Source organism: Micromonospora sp. KC723 (assembly GCF_004348595.1).
Taxonomy (GTDB): domain Bacteria; phylum Actinomycetota; class Actinomycetes; order Mycobacteriales; family Micromonosporaceae; genus Micromonospora.
In genome coordinates, this window is the sequence record NZ_SMKD01000055.1 from 19,960 (window position 1) to 35,859 (window position 15,900).

Annotated in this window: 15 protein-coding genes and 2 pseudogenes; 11 read left to right on the forward strand and 6 right to left on the reverse strand. The window is 69.8% G+C overall.

What is annotated here, in order from left to right; genetic code table 11:
* Positions 1–642 precede the first annotated feature (642 nt).
* The gene (locus E1165_RS14610) at positions 643–1,050 is read left to right on the forward strand and encodes a nuclear transport factor 2 family protein (protein ID WP_243704768.1); all 408 of its coding nucleotides are present in this window, start codon (positions 643–645) and stop codon (positions 1,048–1,050) included.
* A gap of 31 nt (positions 1,051–1,081) precedes the next feature.
* Here E1165_RS14610 and E1165_RS14615 read toward each other — a convergent pair.
* Positions 1,082–1,396: pseudogene (locus tag E1165_RS14615) on the reverse strand (transposase); the annotation flags it as partial.
* 1,026 nt (positions 1,397–2,422) lie between these two features.
* Here E1165_RS14615 and E1165_RS28985 point away from each other — a divergent pair.
* The 3 genes from E1165_RS28985 to E1165_RS14635 all read left to right on the forward strand — a co-directional run bounded on the left by E1165_RS28985 (position 2,423) and on the right by E1165_RS14635 (position 4,508).
* Positions 2,423–3,007: a hypothetical protein gene (locus E1165_RS28985; RefSeq protein ID WP_165945222.1), complete on the forward strand. Its 585-nt coding sequence runs from the start codon at positions 2,423–2,425 to the stop codon at positions 3,005–3,007.
* Between the two features lie 166 nt (positions 3,008–3,173).
* Positions 3,174–3,401, forward strand: a complete 228-nt coding sequence (locus E1165_RS14625; RefSeq protein ID WP_132391744.1) for a hypothetical protein — start codon at positions 3,174–3,176, stop codon at positions 3,399–3,401.
* 252 nt (positions 3,402–3,653) lie between these two features.
* A complete protein-coding gene (locus tag E1165_RS14635) occupies positions 3,654–4,508 on the forward strand; it encodes a GAF domain-containing protein (protein ID WP_132391746.1) in 855 nt (284 codons plus the stop codon).
* A gap of 155 nt (positions 4,509–4,663) precedes the next feature.
* On the opposite strand, the pseudogene E1165_RS30500 reads toward E1165_RS14635, so the two are convergent.
* Positions 4,664–5,671 (reverse strand): annotated as a pseudogene (locus E1165_RS30500) (transposase); the annotation flags it as partial.
* Positions 5,672–5,991: 320 nt separating this feature from the next.
* On the opposite strand from E1165_RS30500, the gene E1165_RS14650 reads away from it, so the two are divergent.
* Together E1165_RS14650 and E1165_RS14655 are read left to right on the forward strand one after the other, a co-directional pair.
* Positions 5,992–6,741, forward strand: coding sequence for a hypothetical protein (locus tag E1165_RS14650; RefSeq protein WP_132391750.1), 750 nt, complete (start codon positions 5,992–5,994; stop codon positions 6,739–6,741).
* A gap of 28 nt (positions 6,742–6,769) precedes the next feature.
* A complete protein-coding gene (locus E1165_RS14655) occupies positions 6,770–7,540 on the forward strand; it encodes a hypothetical protein (RefSeq protein WP_132391752.1) in 771 nt (256 codons plus the stop codon).
* A 270-nt stretch (positions 7,541–7,810) separates the two neighbouring features.
* Here E1165_RS14655 and E1165_RS14660 read toward each other — a convergent pair whose 3' ends face one another.
* The gene (locus E1165_RS14660; protein ID WP_243704769.1) at positions 7,811–8,497 is read right to left on the reverse strand and encodes a pectate lyase; all 687 of its coding nucleotides are present in this window, start codon (positions 8,495–8,497) and stop codon (positions 7,811–7,813) included.
* A 37-nt stretch (positions 8,498–8,534) separates the two neighbouring features.
* On the opposite strand from E1165_RS14660, the gene E1165_RS14665 reads away from it, so the two are divergent.
* Positions 8,535–9,275, forward strand: coding sequence for a hypothetical protein (locus tag E1165_RS14665; RefSeq protein ID WP_371687345.1), 741 nt, complete (start codon positions 8,535–8,537; stop codon positions 9,273–9,275).
* An 84-nt stretch (positions 9,276–9,359) separates the two neighbouring features.
* On the opposite strand, the gene E1165_RS14670 is transcribed toward E1165_RS14665, so the two are convergent.
* From E1165_RS14670 to E1165_RS14680, 3 genes are all read right to left on the reverse strand, one after another.
* On the reverse strand, positions 9,360–9,815 hold the full coding sequence (locus E1165_RS14670) for a transposase (protein WP_132391754.1): 456 nt from the start codon (positions 9,813–9,815) through the stop codon (positions 9,360–9,362).
* Positions 9,816–9,954: 139 nt separating this feature from the next.
* Positions 9,955–10,992 (reverse strand): esterase family protein, encoded by a 1,038-nt coding sequence (locus tag E1165_RS14675; RefSeq protein ID WP_132391756.1) that lies wholly within the window; start codon positions 10,990–10,992, stop codon positions 9,955–9,957.
* 9 nt (positions 10,993–11,001) lie between these two features.
* Complete coding sequence (locus E1165_RS14680) at positions 11,002–12,033, reverse strand: hypothetical protein (RefSeq protein ID WP_132391758.1); 1,032 nt, start codon at positions 12,031–12,033, stop codon at positions 11,002–11,004.
* Between the two features lie 167 nt (positions 12,034–12,200).
* On the opposite strand from E1165_RS14680, the gene E1165_RS14685 reads away from it, so the two are divergent.
* From E1165_RS14685 to E1165_RS28990, 4 genes are all read left to right on the forward strand, one after another.
* The gene (locus E1165_RS14685; RefSeq protein WP_132391760.1) at positions 12,201–13,961 is read left to right on the forward strand and encodes a phosphatidylglycerol lysyltransferase domain-containing protein; all 1,761 of its coding nucleotides are present in this window, start codon (positions 12,201–12,203) and stop codon (positions 13,959–13,961) included.
* Positions 13,961–14,713 (forward strand): SGNH/GDSL hydrolase family protein, encoded by a 753-nt coding sequence (locus E1165_RS14690; protein ID WP_243704771.1) that lies wholly within the window; start codon positions 13,961–13,963, stop codon positions 14,711–14,713. The genes E1165_RS14685 and E1165_RS14690 overlap by 1 nt, the downstream gene beginning before the upstream one ends.
* A 181-nt stretch (positions 14,714–14,894) precedes the next feature.
* The gene (locus tag E1165_RS14695; RefSeq protein WP_132391762.1) at positions 14,895–15,290 is read left to right on the forward strand and encodes a hypothetical protein; all 396 of its coding nucleotides are present in this window, start codon (positions 14,895–14,897) and stop codon (positions 15,288–15,290) included.
* Between the two features lie 64 nt (positions 15,291–15,354).
* Complete coding sequence (locus E1165_RS28990) at positions 15,355–15,501, forward strand: hypothetical protein (RefSeq protein WP_165945223.1); 147 nt, start codon at positions 15,355–15,357, stop codon at positions 15,499–15,501.
* Positions 15,502–15,900 lie beyond the last annotated feature (399 nt).

Consider the following 15,900-nt stretch of genomic DNA (forward strand, 5'->3'; position numbering starts at 1 on the left):
AGCTGTTACAGCGATAAGCGAAAATATTTACACCACCTTTACCACCCTCCCCCGCCGGTCCCCTGCGAGGTGATCAGCATGGTCGGTTCGGGAAGGCCCCGGCTCAGCACGTTCGCCCTGGTCAGCCATATACGTTGGTTTTCCGCCAGGACTACCGGAACCCCTGTCGCCGGCGCGAGCAGGGCTGGCGAGTTCGGAGATCGCCTCCGGGAGGGTTCATGATCTTTGCTTCCCGTGACTTTGCCGAACGTTGGTCCTCAAGCGCCTTGCCCCTCGACCTCCCCCACCGATCCGCTGCCTGGGTGGGCGCTGCTGGCGTAGCGGACCGTGCAGCGCCGAGCTGTGGCGGCCCAGACGCTGGGGCCGTCAACGTCGGTGTGCCAGCGACGGCGGACTTGGTCGACGCCGGAAATGCGCGCGCCGCGACCTAGGCGGCGCGCACATCGTGCTGGACAGCTCCGGCGGAAGTCTGAGCGGCGTCGGCTTGTGCGTGCCGGGAGGGTTCCTCGAAAGTGGATCTTGTCGATATGCTTGCCTTACTTCAGAGGTAATCGTCTCGGTGGTGATCGCTCCGCGTTGGACGACGCGGACCAGGACGGAAGGTCAGCCATGCCCATTGCCGCACCTACGGACACGCGTACTGTGGTTGAGGAGTTGCTGCGCAGAATTGGCGAGGGCGACCCCGAGCGCATCGCCGAGCTGTATGCCGAGCAGGGCGATTGGAAGCTTGACTGGCCGGAGTCCGAACACGGCCGTACTGCCACGCCGTGGATCCGTCACCGGTCCACCCGGGCCGACGCGGCCGCCCACTATCGCGAGCTTGCCGAGTACCACGTGCCGGAATTGGTGGCGACTGAGGTCGAGCGCATCCTTATCGATGGAAGCGACGCAGTCGTGCTCGGCGAAATCCGTCAAACCGCCCGGCCCACCGGACGTGCCTATCAGGCACGGTTCGCTCTGCATCTCACCGTCGAAGACGGCCTTGTCACCCGGCACCACGTCTACGAGGACAGCTTGGCCGTCGCCCAGGCATTCGAAGCGGAGAAGTAAAGGGACACCGGGCCAATCGCGAAGATGCTGCTCACAGCCACTCGTTGATGGCCGCGACGAGGACGGTCGCCTCGTAGCGAGCCGCGAGCTTGTCGTATCGCGTAGTCACGGCTCGGTGCCCTTTGAGGCGGTTGATGCCGCACTCGACCGCGTGCCGAGCCTTGTAGTCCGGGTCGAACTTCGGTGGCCGGCCGCCACGCGAGCCGCGGTTCTTGCGGTTGCCGGCCTGGTCGGCCTTGTCCGGGATGGTGCAGCGGATCCCCCGCCGCCGCAGGTAAGCACGGTTCTTCCGTGAGGCGTACGCCTTGTCGGCACGTACGTGATCTGGCCGGGTGGGCGGCCTGCCCAGCCCGAGACGTTGGGTGGGTCAGGCCGCCGCGCGAGCGCCCAAGCCCGTGGTCATCCGGCTCGACGGTGACGCCGCCGGGCGGCTCCCTCTACAGCTCATCCGGGTGGTGGCGGCGGGCTGGTACGAGTGCGCCCGCGGCCAGCGGCCCCACGGGTACGACGGCCCGGTCAGCCGGCCTCCGGGCAAGCCGGGCCAGCGAAACGTGCCCGAGAGCGAGCCGGCCATCCCGGTCCTGCAGCGCAAGCTCGCCCGGCTCCAAGAGCGCCTTCGACGGAGACCAGACGCTACATCGACAAACTCCGGGCCTCGGAGAACGGCCGCCACCGCGAGGTCCGCCGCGCCAACCGGCTCGAAGCGCAGTTCCACCAGACCAGAGAGGAGCTGCTCAGGGGCCGCACCATCGCGGCCGAGGTCGCGACGATCCGGGAGGAGTACGCCCGCCAGTGCGTCTACCTCGAACTCATTGCCGCACCAGCCTTACGCGCCATACCGGTCATCGACCTGCCGGAACCGCCCGCCACGCGGCGCCGGATCCGCTTCGGGCACCTGGTGGCCACCATCGACACGCAGGCCCCACCAGCCCGCCGGGCGCCGGCCCGCTACCTGTGCGTCTACGCCGACAACCGTGCAAAACACCCGCACGACGACCCGACACCACCGCCCAACCCGATCGCTGAGCGGCTCAATCAACTGGCCGCCCTCTACCGAGATCGGTTGATCAGCGACGCGATTACGCCGAGCAACGCGGACGCATCCTCACGGAGCTGTAGAACCCTGAACCGTCACATGCTGAGGACGACAATTCAGATCACGCCGGGGGCGGGCCAGCGGTCGGTCTGCTCTGTCAGGATCTCGCCATGCTTGTCACCCTCACCCCTGGCACCGACCGCGATCGCGTCCTGGAGCTACTCCGATCTGCCTCCACCGAGATCAACAATAGTTCAGGCGTCTTCGGTCAGTAGGCTCCGCGACCGGCCGGCGGTCACCGAAAGCGATGGCGCTGCTGTACTACGCTCGACCCTCGTGGAAGACATCGAACCGATCGCGGACCGCGAGGGTCGCATAGGCGGCATCGAGTCCATGCTGGTTGATGGGCGCAGGTGGTTCTTCGGGTTCGACTACAGCATGGACACCGCAGTCTCGCCGCTGATCGACGACCAAGCGCGGATGGCAGAGTTCGCCAGCAAGCACATGCTCCAGACCGACGGGGCGCACGACGTCGCCTACTGGCGGGATCTGGTCGACTCGTCGGTCGAGACATCCGGCATCGTGGGTGAGGACGAGGATCGCACCTACAACAGTGACACCCTGGCAGCGGAACGGCTGTCGCCTAGCACGCAACTCATGTACCTGATGGGCGCGGCGACGGCGTGGGACGACTCATTCTTCGAGGACGAGGCCGTCCAAGCCGCGCTCACCACGATTGGCGTGCGGGAACGCGACCGCGAGGACTGGGACTGCCTCGACCAGTGCATTGCGGCCACACTCTCGGACAGCGCCGAGGTGAGCAGGGCCGGGACGCACCTCATGACGCTGTACCAGCGATTCATCTTCGACAGTCTGCCGGCGAACTGGCCCGAGGTCTTCGCCGCCCTGCGGCCGATCTGACCAGCTCAACGATCGCCGACCGCCCCGAGCGGCCAGTGAAATCACCGATCAGCCCGTGGCGTGGTGGTTCTCACCGACACCCCTCGTCCGTCCGCTCTCCCACACGATCAGCTCACCGCCCAGCGCCTGCCGGGATCGCCGTCCTGATGACTCGGGGGAACTGAGTGTGTCGCGGCAGACGGGTGACGAGCCCCCAGGGACGCCGCGGCGGCTGGCCGAACTGCGCCACCACCGGATTCGCCACCGAGTCGGTAAGCCGGTACCCGGGCGAGCAGCCAAGGAGACCAACCTGACGGTGCCGGATCTCGCGCACGAGCTGGGCTGGACGGTGGCGCGGACCGAGGAGCTGCGGGGCCTGACACACCAGCGCCCGGTGCTGCGGCTGGTGCCCTAGGCGCGTTGCTAACGATCTTGCGACCAGCCGCCAAAAAGTTGATCTAGCTAGTGGTCGAGGTGCTGGCCTGCCCGACTGGCAGAGTAGGGTCAACGCTAAGTAGTTGATTTAGGTGGGGGTGCGGAAATACGGAGACTTTCACCGTCGCCCAGATCACCGCCACTCTCGGGGTAACCCACGGCACCATCTACAGCCGCCTCGACCGCGCCGCCGCCTAACCCCCACGAGTCCCGAAGGGCACCGAACACCAAGATGTCGACCACCGCTGACTCGACCACGACCGACCCGACCGCGACGAACCCGTCGCCGGCTGATCCGGTGGCTGCGCTGCGGGATCCGGCCCGGGTGGCGGCTGTGCGCCGCTACGAGATCCTCGACGCCCCGACCGACGGGGCGTTCGACGAGTTCGCCGCCGCCGCGGCCGCGGTGTGCGGCACCCCGATCGCCACGGTCAGCATCGTCGACACCGACCGGGTGTGGTTCGCCGCCACGCACGGACTGGACGGGGTGACGCAGGTCGGCACCGAGCCGGGCCTGTGCGCCTCGGCGTTCTGCGCCGAGGGCCCCTACGTCATCAACGACGCCGCCGTCGACCCGCGCACCCTGGAGCACCCCCTGGTGCGCGGCGAGCTGGGGCTGCGGTTCTACGCCGCCGCACCGATCATCACCGCCGACGGCCACCACCTGGGGACGGTCACCGCGATCGACTCCGCCCCACGGCAGCTCACCGACGCCCAGACCGCCGTGCTGGGTCACCTCGCCGCGCTGGTCGCTCGGCAGCTGGAACTACGGCTGGCCGCGTTGACCGCGGTGCGCGCCGAACGGCACCTGCGCGCCGAGGCCGAGCAACGCGCCGCCGCCGCGGCCGAGCTCGCCGCCCGGATGCGCGCCGCGACCGCCGCGCACGCCACCGCCGCGCATCCCGAGCACTGCCAACTCGGCGGCACCTCCGGATGCACCGCCCCGGCCGAGTTGAAGATCGCCGACGCGTGGGGCGACTCCGCCTGGGGCTGCACCCCCCACGTCGAGGAAGCCATCGTCAACGTCCGGTCGGTGTTCATCGCCAGCGAGGAACTCGGCGGCCTGGCCGCCTACCTCAACCGCTGAACCATATGCCCGGCTGGGACGAACGGCGACGCCGACGGCCAGCGGTCACAGCGGCTCCCGCTCGTCCTCGTCGTCGGGGTCGGCGGCCTCGGCGCTCAGGGTCAGAGCCTCGCGCAGCCAGCACGGGGGCGGGTCGACGAGGACTAGCTTGATCTTTAACCTGTGCGGCGGGGGCGGGGATTCGTGGTCTTCGTTTTCCTCGTGCCTGGCGGCTTGGCGTCCTTTGTGGTCACGGTATTGACGTCGTAGCGCGGGGTGGGGTGACTGTTGCGGCGGCCGGGCGGTCTGCCTGGGCCTGGTCGGGAGGGTTTCGGTGCACCGGCGGGACAGGGGAGGTTCGTGCGGAGGTGCCGAAACCCTCGGCGGACGCGGGCGGGTGACAGACGCTCGGGTGGTGCCGGTTTCTCCCAGGGGCGGCGCAGGTCGGCGGCCAGGGCGCGGGCCAGGCGGAGCTACGTGTAGGCGGCGAGGATCACCCCAGTCCAGCGGTCGGCTGCCTGTGGGGTGCGGATCTTCGGACAGGTCCAGCCGAGGGCCTGTTTGAACAGGCGGAACGTGTGCTCGATGTCGAAGCGGCGCAGGAACGTCTGCCAGAGCCGGTCGACGTCGGCGCTGGTGGCGTCGACGCCGGACCACCACAGCCATACCGGCTTCCGGGTCGCGCCGCTGGGCAGGTGCTCGACATCTAAGCGGATGACGGTTGCCTCGATGACCGGCAGCACCTTCGCCGAGTCGATCCAGGCGGAGCGGTGGGTCAGCCGGGGGGTGCAGCCGGCCCCAGGCTCGGGCCCTCGCCGTGCCGTAGAGCCGGGTGTCGGCCACCGTGGTGACGTCGGGTTCACTCCAGGTGGCGGGATCGCCGAAGACGAACTCGCCGCCGTGCCTGCGCGGTCGGCCGATCGTCGCGGGCTGCCGGGGCGGCACTGCCCGGCGTAGTACCCGGTCTGAGCGCATTCGAGCCAGGACCTGCACGGGTCGATCACGCAGGAGGAACGCCAGTCGGGGCGCGTCGTAGCCGGCGTCGGCCACGACCAGGATCTCCAGGTCGCCGGGCCGCCACTGCCCGGCCGCGATCAATCGCCCCACGATGTCTCGCAACTGCCCAGCGTGATCGTGGCCGCGTCATCGCCAGGCGCCAGCCGCTGTGCGTCCAGCGCCCACCAGCGACAACTCCACCAGCGACCGGACCGGCCCGTCGGCGCACAACACCGCCCCGAATGCCACCGCTCCGACCATCTGCCCGACCCCGGAGGCGTAGTTGGGGGCCTCCAACTCGCGGGGGTCATGCCCAACGCGACGATCCCGAACACGATCGTGACCCCGGCAATGAAGTGCGTGAGGGCCTGCTCCAGGGCGAGTTGAGTGTCGGCAGATGGGCAGACAGATGCCCGACAACTGAGTTCGCCGCCTACGCATTGACCACTGATGATTGCTAGGGCACTCTCGGTGGTGTCATTTCTGGCGCACAACATCTGGAGAACCTATGTTCTGGGACGGCGTCTCGTGCCGCCTCGCGCTACTGGTCAACACAATCCCCTTCGAGTGCGAGTCTGAATCGAACAGCGGGACACCATTCGGACCCGCAACAGCCTTCTGGAGAGGCCATCAGCTATGGATCGGCAATTTCGGCGACGGGGCCACCAATCCAGCGATCACACTCACCTTCCGCTCCGCAGTCGGCAGTGAGCAGAACGCCCTGTACATTGAGCTGCCCTACGCTCTGGCGTTCAGCGCCAGCCCGTGGCTCGAAAGATATGCTAACGGCTGGGCCACCGTTGGAACCACACACGACGACGCGTCCCCGACGATCTGGGTCTTTGAGTTCCCGGAACGCATCGCCGACGGTGAGTCCGTCACCGCGAACCTCCCCCAATTGAGCCTGCAGTTTCAGCTGCGGGCGGCGCACCAGCGCATGGACATCACGGCCCGAGGGGACACCTCTATCTTGCGCGGCGACTACATGGCGCACGTGCGCAACACCGCGGCGCGGACGGGAATGCGCTCGGGCTCCCTGCGCAGCGACAGCGACCACGCCCCTGCGCTGAGCGCCGCACTACCGACGGGAATCGATTTCCGCGACGGTCTGGAACATCTCTTGCTGCAGATACCGGCAACCACAACACCTCCCGGCACGACAGTCAACCCGGCTGAAGTTGAAATGTTCCACCTCTCTGCGGAGGAAATCGCTGAGTTTCACACTCCGCCGCAAGACGCCCCCACCATCGGCAACTAACGACCACATCCAAGAATGGAGCACTAAAGTGAACTGGAACGGCGTCCTCGGATCGGTTGCCTCAGTGATCAACACCGCTCTTCCCCTGTTCCTCGACGCCTCGGGAAAGGGAGAGGAGGACCACGCTCCAGTGCCGATCGGCCCGGCCACCCTCTTTGAGAGAGACCAGAAAGACCAGCTACACATCGGCAACTTCCTCGGGGGTAAAGAAAGCCCGACCATCCTGCTAAACTTCTCCACCCCAGCTGGCCCTCAGCAGGACAATCTCGCTATCGAGCTGCCGTACAGCTTCGCGTTCGCCGCGGATCCCTGGCTGCAAAAATACGCGGACGGCTCCGTGACGGTGGGCGTGACCGAGGACGCCAAGACGGGAGCCGCGGGCGGGCTCGAGGCCCTTTACACCTTCATCACCAACACCGTGCTCGGCGTCAAGGATACCATTACGGCCGTCGTCAACCCGCAACTCACCGTCGAGTTCAAGCTCAGTGCTAACAATCAGGCCGTGGCCATGACGGCCATCGGCGCTGTCGCGGTGCTCGGTACCACGTACATGATCACGGCGCGCAACAACGCGGGCCAGCAAGGTGCCAGGGCCGGCACAATCGACTCGCGGTCCGGTGCCGGCGACAGTTCGTTCGATCTCGCGCTGCCCACCGGTGTCGACTACTCGAACGGCATTCACCACATGCAGGTGCAGCTCGCGATCAACCTCAGCGGGACGACCATGGCTACCGACCCCACCGTCGAATTCGTGTCGATCTCAGAGGAAGAGCGGGCGCGGCTCGTGAGCGCCCGCTGACCAACGGCACCAGGAACTGCGCGCCATTCCCGCCCGGCGGTCGATGCGCCCGATCGAACTCCTGTGTGCACCGCACGTGGGCAATCAACCGCAACGGGCGTTCTTGCATCCGCGGCGGGCGGGAACTGGCGCTGACCCGGTGAGGCTTCGCCTCCCACCGCAGGTCGGGCAGAGGCCCTTGACCCGGGCGCCGACCGTCACCACGGGCGCGCGGTGCCCGGTGCGGTGGGCGTCTGCGGGCTACCGGACGCCCACCGCCGTGAGCACCGATCAGCGACGGGTGATGTCCGACTCGCGGTAGACGCAGTGGACGCCGTCGGCGCCAGTGCCAAATGAGCATTGGCTCCTCGCCCTTCGGTGCGCCCTCCCACTTCTGGCACACGTCGCGTTGCCGTAGATGGTGATCCGCGTGAAGCGGGCGGTGTCGCCCCAGTTGACATTGATGCCGGCGACCGCCTCGGCGTTGCGGACCGTCACGTTGTCGGTCACCGTGTGCCGCTGGTACGACGTCGAACAGTTGCCGCAGGCCCGGTACAGCTTGCCGATGTCCTCGGCGTAGAAGCCGGAGATGTGCACCGTGCCGCTGCCGTTGTGCTGGAACACCTTGTCCGACGCGCGGCGCGCACCGCCGCCGATGACGTGGTAGTTCGAGCCGCCGCGGAAGGTTGCGGCGTCCTCGCCCACGTCCTCCCACCAGACGTTGCGGATCGTGCAGTTACCCTCGCAGTGGACACCGTCACCGGCAGGCGCGCCGATAATGACGTTCTGCAGGGTCGCGCCGGCCTCCAGCACAAACATCGGGTCCTGGCTCTCCTCCTGGCTGCCGTCACTGATGCAGCAGAAGCGGCGCATCCCGCCGTCGCGGACCCCTCGACGCACCTCTTCGGCGAGCACCCGCCAGGCGCCACGAAGGCCAGCATTCGGACGGTTTTGATATCCCACGTCGCCAGCAGACATCGTCCGGGCGATCCACAGCGCTGTCCCACCCGGCGTGGTGCTCGACGGCGAGTTGGTGTCTGGGAGCACGGCCGGACCGATTTCGCTGCTGCAACGGCGGGTCACCGCCGGCCGCGACCTGCCCCGCCTGGTATCCGAGTGTCCCGCCCACTACGTGCTGTTCGACCTGCTCGCCGACGCCGGCGGTCAGGTGATCCTGGACCTGCCGCTGTCCCGGCGACGGGCCAGGCTGCACCGGCTGCTCGCCGACGCGCCGACGCAGCTCACCGTGACCCCACAGACGGCGGACATGCGGCAGGTTGCCGACTGGCTGCTGCACTGGACCGCCGCCGGCATCGAAGGCGTGGTCAGCAAACGCCTCGACGGCCAGTACCAGCCCGGCCGGCGCGGTTGGTCGAAGTTCCACACCTACCGCACCATCGAGATGATCATCGGCGGCGTCACCGGCTCGATCAATGATCCGGCCGCCCTGCTGATCGGCCGCCTCGACCGGCGGGGCCGGCTCCGCTACACCGGTAGAACCCACCCGCTACGGCCAACGCAACGCCGCGAACTCAGCAACCTCCTGGCACCGGCACACGCGCAGCGCCCCGCCGGGCCGGTCGCCCACCCCTGGCCGCAGCCACTTCCCGCGAGTTGGTCCGGGCAACTCGACCGGCCGGAACCACTGCCCTACGCCCCACGTTCAGCCGACGGTCGTTGCCGAGGTCGACGTCGACACCGCATACGAACACCACCGATGGCGCCACCGCGTCCGCTACCTGCGGCCTCGCCCTGACCTGTCGGTCTGTGACGTCCCGCTGCTGCTCGATGATGAAGGCGGCTACCTCGGCGACGCGTCATGAGCAGGTAAGAGCGTGTCTCAGGTGGTGAGTTTGAGGTAGCGCTTGTGGCAGGTCAGTGCGGCGGCGAGAGTCACGAATGCGCAGTACAGGCCGGGGTTGCGTTCGTAGCGGATGGTCAGCCGGCGGTAGCCGGTGAGCCAGGCGAAGGTCCGCTCTGGCCCACCGGTGTCGGCCGAGGCGATTCGGGGACTCGATGCCCGGCGGGCGATGCGAGGTCGGATGCCACGCTGGCGCAGCATGCGGCGTAGGTGCGGGTAGTCGTATCCCTTGTCGGCGTGCAGCTTGTCGGGCCGTCGGCGGCGGGGGCCGCGCCGAGACCTGACGGCGGGAATGGCCTGGATGAGCGATTCCCGGCAGCGGCTGTCGTGGGTGTTCGCCGCCGACACGCCGACCGACAGCGGAAGCCCGCCACGCTCGGACAGGGCGTGGATCTCGCTGCCGTGCTCGCCCCGATCGACGGGGCTCGGGACCAATCACCCCCCCCTTCGCCCGCACGTAGGCGGCGTCGGCGGTGGCGCGGGACCAGTTGATCAGCCCTTGCGCGCCGAGCTGGTCCAACGCGGCGACGCGCAGTCGCCGCCACAGTCCGGCGGCCGTCCAAGCCGTGAACCGTCAGCCCGCCGGCAGGGGTCGGGCCAGCCAACTGGAGAGCCAGTCGAACGCGGGTGGCTCCATCGCCAGCCAGGTGCCGACGTTGTGTCCACCGCCGTTGACGTACCCGGTGGTGACGTTCATCGGTGCGTGGGCGAGCCGGGCCAGGGTGGCGGTGTTGCGCATCGCCGTGCCGTCCGAGCGGGCGCAGCCGAGGTACAGAGCGGTCGCGGGCTGCGGTAGGTGCTGCAGGCGCCAGAGGTCGTTGTTCAGGGTGCGTTCGGAGCCGTCCCCGACGGTGATGCCCGGGGTGGCGTAGCCGGAGAGGCTGGCCGCCGCCGCATACCGGGTCGGGTGGCGCAGGGCCAGGTTGGTGGCGCAGAACCCGCCCGCCGAGTAGCCGATCAGCCCCCAGCCACCCCGGTCAGTCCGCACATGCAGTTGGTTCTCGGCGGCGGCCGGCACGTCGACGGTCAGGTACGTCTCGGCCTGCGGACCGTGGCTGAGGTTGGTGCACTCGGTGTCCAGCAGGCGGTCCGGCGTCGTGTACGGGAACAACACCACGGTCGGCGCCATCCGGCCGGCGGCGATTTCCTGATCCAGGTACTCGGGCGCGCGCAGCGCTTTCGTCCACCCCGTCGGCGAGGCGGGATAGCCGTGCAGCGCCTCGATGACCGGGAAGCGAACGGTGGGCTGCGCGTCGTAGGCGGCCGGCAGGTACGCCAGCACCGGCAGCGAGAGGCCGCTGGCCTTGCCTGCGACGGTGAGCTCGACCAGGCGTCCAGCGGTTCCGCCGCCGGCCGGCGGTGGCGTCGCCAGCGCATCCGCAGCCGCCGGTGCGCCCGTCAGGTCGGACCACGAGGTGTAGGTCTCGGACTGGCGGTTGACCCAGACCAGGGCGGCGGCGAGCGCGGCCGCCACACACAGGCCGGCGGTGCCGGCCCGCAACGCCACCCGCCGCCATCCGCTGCCACGCTCCCAGGCCACTGCCAGCGCGACGGCGGCGACGACGGCCGCCGCGAGGGCGAGCAACTGGAGCGCGAGGCTGTCCGGTGCCATTTGTCCCTCCTAGGCGGATGTGGTGACGATGCCGACGGTGGGTCCCGTCGGGGCGGGGCTCGGCACCGGCGTCGGGCGGGGCCTGCCGTGCGGCGTACGCAGGTGCCGCACCAGCGGCGCGGGCTCGGCGAGCGGGCTGGGCAGCTGCCGGAACGCCCACAGCAGCGCCGCCCGGAGCGCGTCCGCCGTCGCCCCCGAGGGCACCATGGAGCCCACACGGCGCGCGGCGGCCGGGCCGCCGGTGGCGGTACTCGCCGGAGTGCCGAGCACGGTCACCGTCACGCCCACCGGTAGCCGTGGGGGCGCGACCGGGGTGTAGCCGCGCCCCGCGCTGATGGGAACGACGGCCAGCGCCGGGTAGTGGCCCTGCGCGGCCAGCACCATCTGGCGGGCGAGCGGCTCCTGCTGCGCCGACGACACCAGGGCCCAGCCGTGCCCGGTGACGCGCAGGTCCCGGCTCAGTTCGTCGGGCAACGTCATGGCCAGCCCCGGCACCGACGCCGCCGGAGTGGTGTGGGCCAAGATCAGTACCGCTGGTCCAGCCGCCGCCTCCGCCGAGAGCGCCGCCTCGATCTCGGCGGCATCGCCCCACCCGTCCCCCGCGCTGCTGAGGACCAGCACCGCTGGGTACCGCCAGCCGGGGTGGTGCAGGTAGTCGGCGGGCACGGCGACGGTCGGCGGGCCGGCCAGGTGCCAGTCCGCCCACCCGGCCGGTCGCCACGGGAAGGCGAAGGGCTGCGTGGTGGGGTGATCGTCGTGCTGGCGCACCCACTGGTCCAGCCGGCCCGGCGGACTGGCGCCGTGGCGGCCGCCGGCGGTGTCCTGAGCCGGCAGGTCGTGCCAGCTCGTGTAGAACTGTTCGGAACGGTTGACCGTCAGCCCCACGGTCAACAGCACCATGGCCTGGGTCAGCAGCACGCCCACCACCCGCACCGGGATGCGGAGCCGGCCGAAACGCGGCCAGCCGACGACGGTCGCGGCGGCCACCCCGGCGGCGACCAACCCTGCCAGGACGAGCAACGGAATACCGGTCAGCGCCACGTGCCCTCCATGCTTCCGCCCTGGCTGCGGCTGGCCCATCGTCTCCCTGTTGGCTGAAAGAACTCGCGGCGTTCGCTGAGGCATCGCTGAACGCCGACGGCGAGCCCTCAGGTCACTCACAGCCCACACGCTGCTGATGTTCAGCGAGGCGGCCGATGATGACCCGCATGGCGTTGCACCCGGGCACGACAGTCGTCGACGAGCCTTGGCGGGCACGCCCGCCGCTGACGCGGGCCGGGGTGGCCCGGCTGGTGCAGGCGGCCGGCGTGTTCACCATCCTCACCTGGCTTCAGCCGCCGCGTCGCGGCGGGCTGGAGGCGCTCACGGAATACCTGCCGGTTACCGGCGTCCTCACCGCCAGGGCGGCCACGGTGGTCAGCGGGGTGCTGCTGATCTACCTGGGCGCGGGGCTGCGGCGGGGCAAGCGCAGCGCCTGGCGGTTGGCGGTGTTCCTGGCTGGCGCCGGTGTGGTCCTGCACATCGTCAAGGGGCTTGATCTTGACGCGGCGGCGGTCTCGGGCGCGCTGCTGGCCATGCTGATCGCGGTGCATGGCCAGTTCCGGGCGGTCGCCGACCCGCGGAGTCCGTGGCGGGCGCTGGTGGCGTTCGCCGGCTTCGCGGGCACCGGGTTCGCACTCGGCATGCTGGAGATAGCCCTGCGGCCGAATCGCCTGGTCGGCGCGCCGGGCGTGCGGCTTTGGGCGGAGCAGTCCGCGCTCGGTCTGCTCGGCATATCCGGCCCGCTGCAATTCCGGCACCCACTGGGTGCCGAGGCGGTGAGCCTCACCACCGGCGCGTTCGGGCTGCTCGCGGTCGGCGCTGCCACGGTGCTGCTGCTGCGCCACGCCGAGCGTGACGCCGAGCGGACCGCGGAACAGGACCACCTGCTGCGCGAGCTGCTGCGCCGGTACGGCGCGGCCGACTCGCTGGGCTACTTCGCCCTGCGCCGGGACAAGCTGCTGATGTGGGCGCCGTCGGGGAGGGCAGCGGTGCCGTATCGCGTCAGTAACGGGGTGAGCCTCGCCACCGGGGACCCGATCGGCGACCCCGATGCGTGGCCCCAGGCGATCGACGCGTGGCTGGCCGACAGCGCCCGGCACGGGTGGACCCCGGCGGTGCTCGGCTGCGGCGCGTCCGGCGGGCGGTCGTACCGCCGAAGTGGCATGGACGTGGTGGAGCTCGGCGACGAGGCGGTGGTGGACGCGGCCGGGTTCAGCCTCGAGGGCCGGGCGATGCGGGGCGTGCGCCAGGCGGTTGCCCGCGCGAGGCGCGCCGGATACACCTGCGAGGTCGTCCGCCAGCGGGACCTGTCGCCGGCCGCGCTGGCGGAGGCGGTACGTGCGGCGCGCCAGTTCCGGGACGGACCGGTGGAGCGCGGATTCTCCATGGCGTTGTCCCGCATCGGCGACCCGCACGACGACGACTGCGTGCTCGTGCTCTGCCGTGACGGCGACGCCCGGCTGCGTGGCGTGCTGCAGTTCGTACCGTGGGGAGACGACGGGCTGTCGCTGGACCTCATGCGCGGCGACCGCTCGGCGGTCAACGGCGTGATGGAACTCATGGTGGTCAGCGCCATCGAGGCGGCGCCCGGCCAGGGCGTTCGGCGGCTGTCGCTGAACTTCGCCGTGCTGCGCTCGGTCTTCGCCCGCGCCGAGGGCCTGGGGGCCGGGCCGGTCCTGCGGCTCTGGCACCGGCTGCTGCGACTGGCCTCCCGGTTCTGGCAGATCGAGTCGCTGTATCGGGCGAACGCCAAGTACCAGCCGGCATGGCAACCTCGTTACCTGTGCTTCCCGACAGCTCGTGACCTGCCCCGGATCGCCGTGGCCGTGCTGAAGGCGGAGGCGTTCCTGCCGACCGGGTGGCGCCCGGCGCGGCGCGCCGACGGCGACGCCTCCGCACCCTCCCTCCAGCCGCTCGGGGCGGGGTGATGGCAGCAACGGCGCGACGCCGCACCGTCCTGCGACGCGCCGCTGCGATCGTCATGCTCCTGTCGCCGGCGGTCAGCGTCGGGGAACCGCCACCCGCCCCACCGGTCCCGAGTGCGGTGGTCGCGTTGGGTGACTCCGTACCGGCCGGGTCGGCCTGCACCTGTGTGCCTTTCCCGGACCTGTACGCCCGCATGCAGATGCCCACCGTCCCGGCCGTCAACCTCGCGCGCGGCGGCCTCAGCTCCGATGATGTGCGGGCGCAGGTCGAGTCCCCCGACGTGGACGAGGATCTGCGCGATGCAGGCGTCGTCATGATCATGGTGGGCGCGAACGATCTGGCCGCCGCGTTCGACGGCGACGGCGACGGCACGACATACGGACGCGCCGCGGCGCGAGTGGGCACCAACGTGGCCGCCAGCGTCGACCGGATCCGCGAGTTGCACGACGGCCCGGTCACAGTGGTCGTGCTCGGCTACTGGAACGTCGTGAAGGACGGATCCGCCGGCCTTGCCGAGTACGGTGAGGCCGGCATGGCGCAGGCGGCCACCGCCACCCGGTACGTGAACGACGCCCTACGCCAGGCGGCCGCCAAGACGGCCGCGCTCTACGTGCCCACCTACTCCGTCTTCAAGGGCGCCGCCGGCGGCCTGGACCCGACCGCCCTGCTCGCCGAGGACGGCGATCACCCCAACGCGTTGGGCCACGAGCTCATCGCTCGCGCGGTGGCCGCCGCCGTCGCCTCCAGCAGGTGACCGTGGCCGCCCGACGCGATGCGCAGGTGTTGACAGCCCTCGGCGGCGGGCCGGGCGAGCTGGAAGCAGCGTCGATCGCGGCGAGCAGCTTCCCGGCGTACACCTAGCGAGGGCCGATCACGGTGACCGGCGCGGTGGTGCCCCCCAGGCGATCTCACTGCCGCGCCGCGTCAATGTCCTCGTGGCCGGGCTGGGCGGCCTGGCCGGGTCCACGACCATTGGCCTGTTGTGGGCCACCGAGCCCAAGGCGTTGCCGGCGGGGACCCAGCTCGCCTTCGCTGCGATGATCCTCATTGGCGTGACCTGGGCGGGCTTCGCTGGCTGGGCGCTGGTCCGCCGCCCACTGTTCGCGATGGATCGGGTGATCACAGGCTGGCTCGCGGCCATCTTCAGCACACTCACGACCGTCGGCACGGTCGCGATCCCAGTCACCCGCACGAGCACCGCCGGTGTCCTGGCCGCTGGGAGCCTGGGCCTGATCCTGATCGTCGTTTCGAGCACGATGCTGATCCGCGCCCGCGCCTACCGTGCGGCCCTGCTCGCCCGCAAGCGCGAACTGGAAGGCCACCAGCCGTAAGCGAGCACGCCATCGATGCTCAGCAAGCCAAATCACAACTCACCACACCGCAGAGGAAGAAACCATGAACGCACGCAAGCCCGCCCCCATCGGCCCGCTGGCCCTGGCCCTGCGCCATCTTCGACCCGAGTCTGCCGGCCGCCATGTCGCCGTACTCGCTGCGGTCTCCGCCGTGGCCCTGCTGGCCGGAATCGCCCTACTCCTACGCTGATCACTGGCGGACAGCCACCAACTCAACGGCAGCGGCCATCTCCGACAACGACTCACTGCAGTGTCGTCGGGACGTCACCACTCGTCAGTGCCACGCTCGGAGCGTCACGATCCACGGCATCCGCATCTGGCACCCCTCTGGGGATGTCTCGCTAACGTTTCCGGCGATCTTGGTTAGTAGGTTTCAGCGGCTGGGAAGCGGTCGCTGAAGGTGATGGCGAAGGCGTTCTACGCGGGTTTCCAGCGCATCGTCCATCGGGTCCTGCCTGCTCCGGCGGGGTCCAGGGAACCGGCACGTCGATCCGCACCGGCCCCGACGCGTCGGTCAACACCGTCTTCGAGCGAGTGCCGTTGCGAAGTTGCCCGACTCCACCAGGCCAAGGGTGGGCCAGGCCAAGGG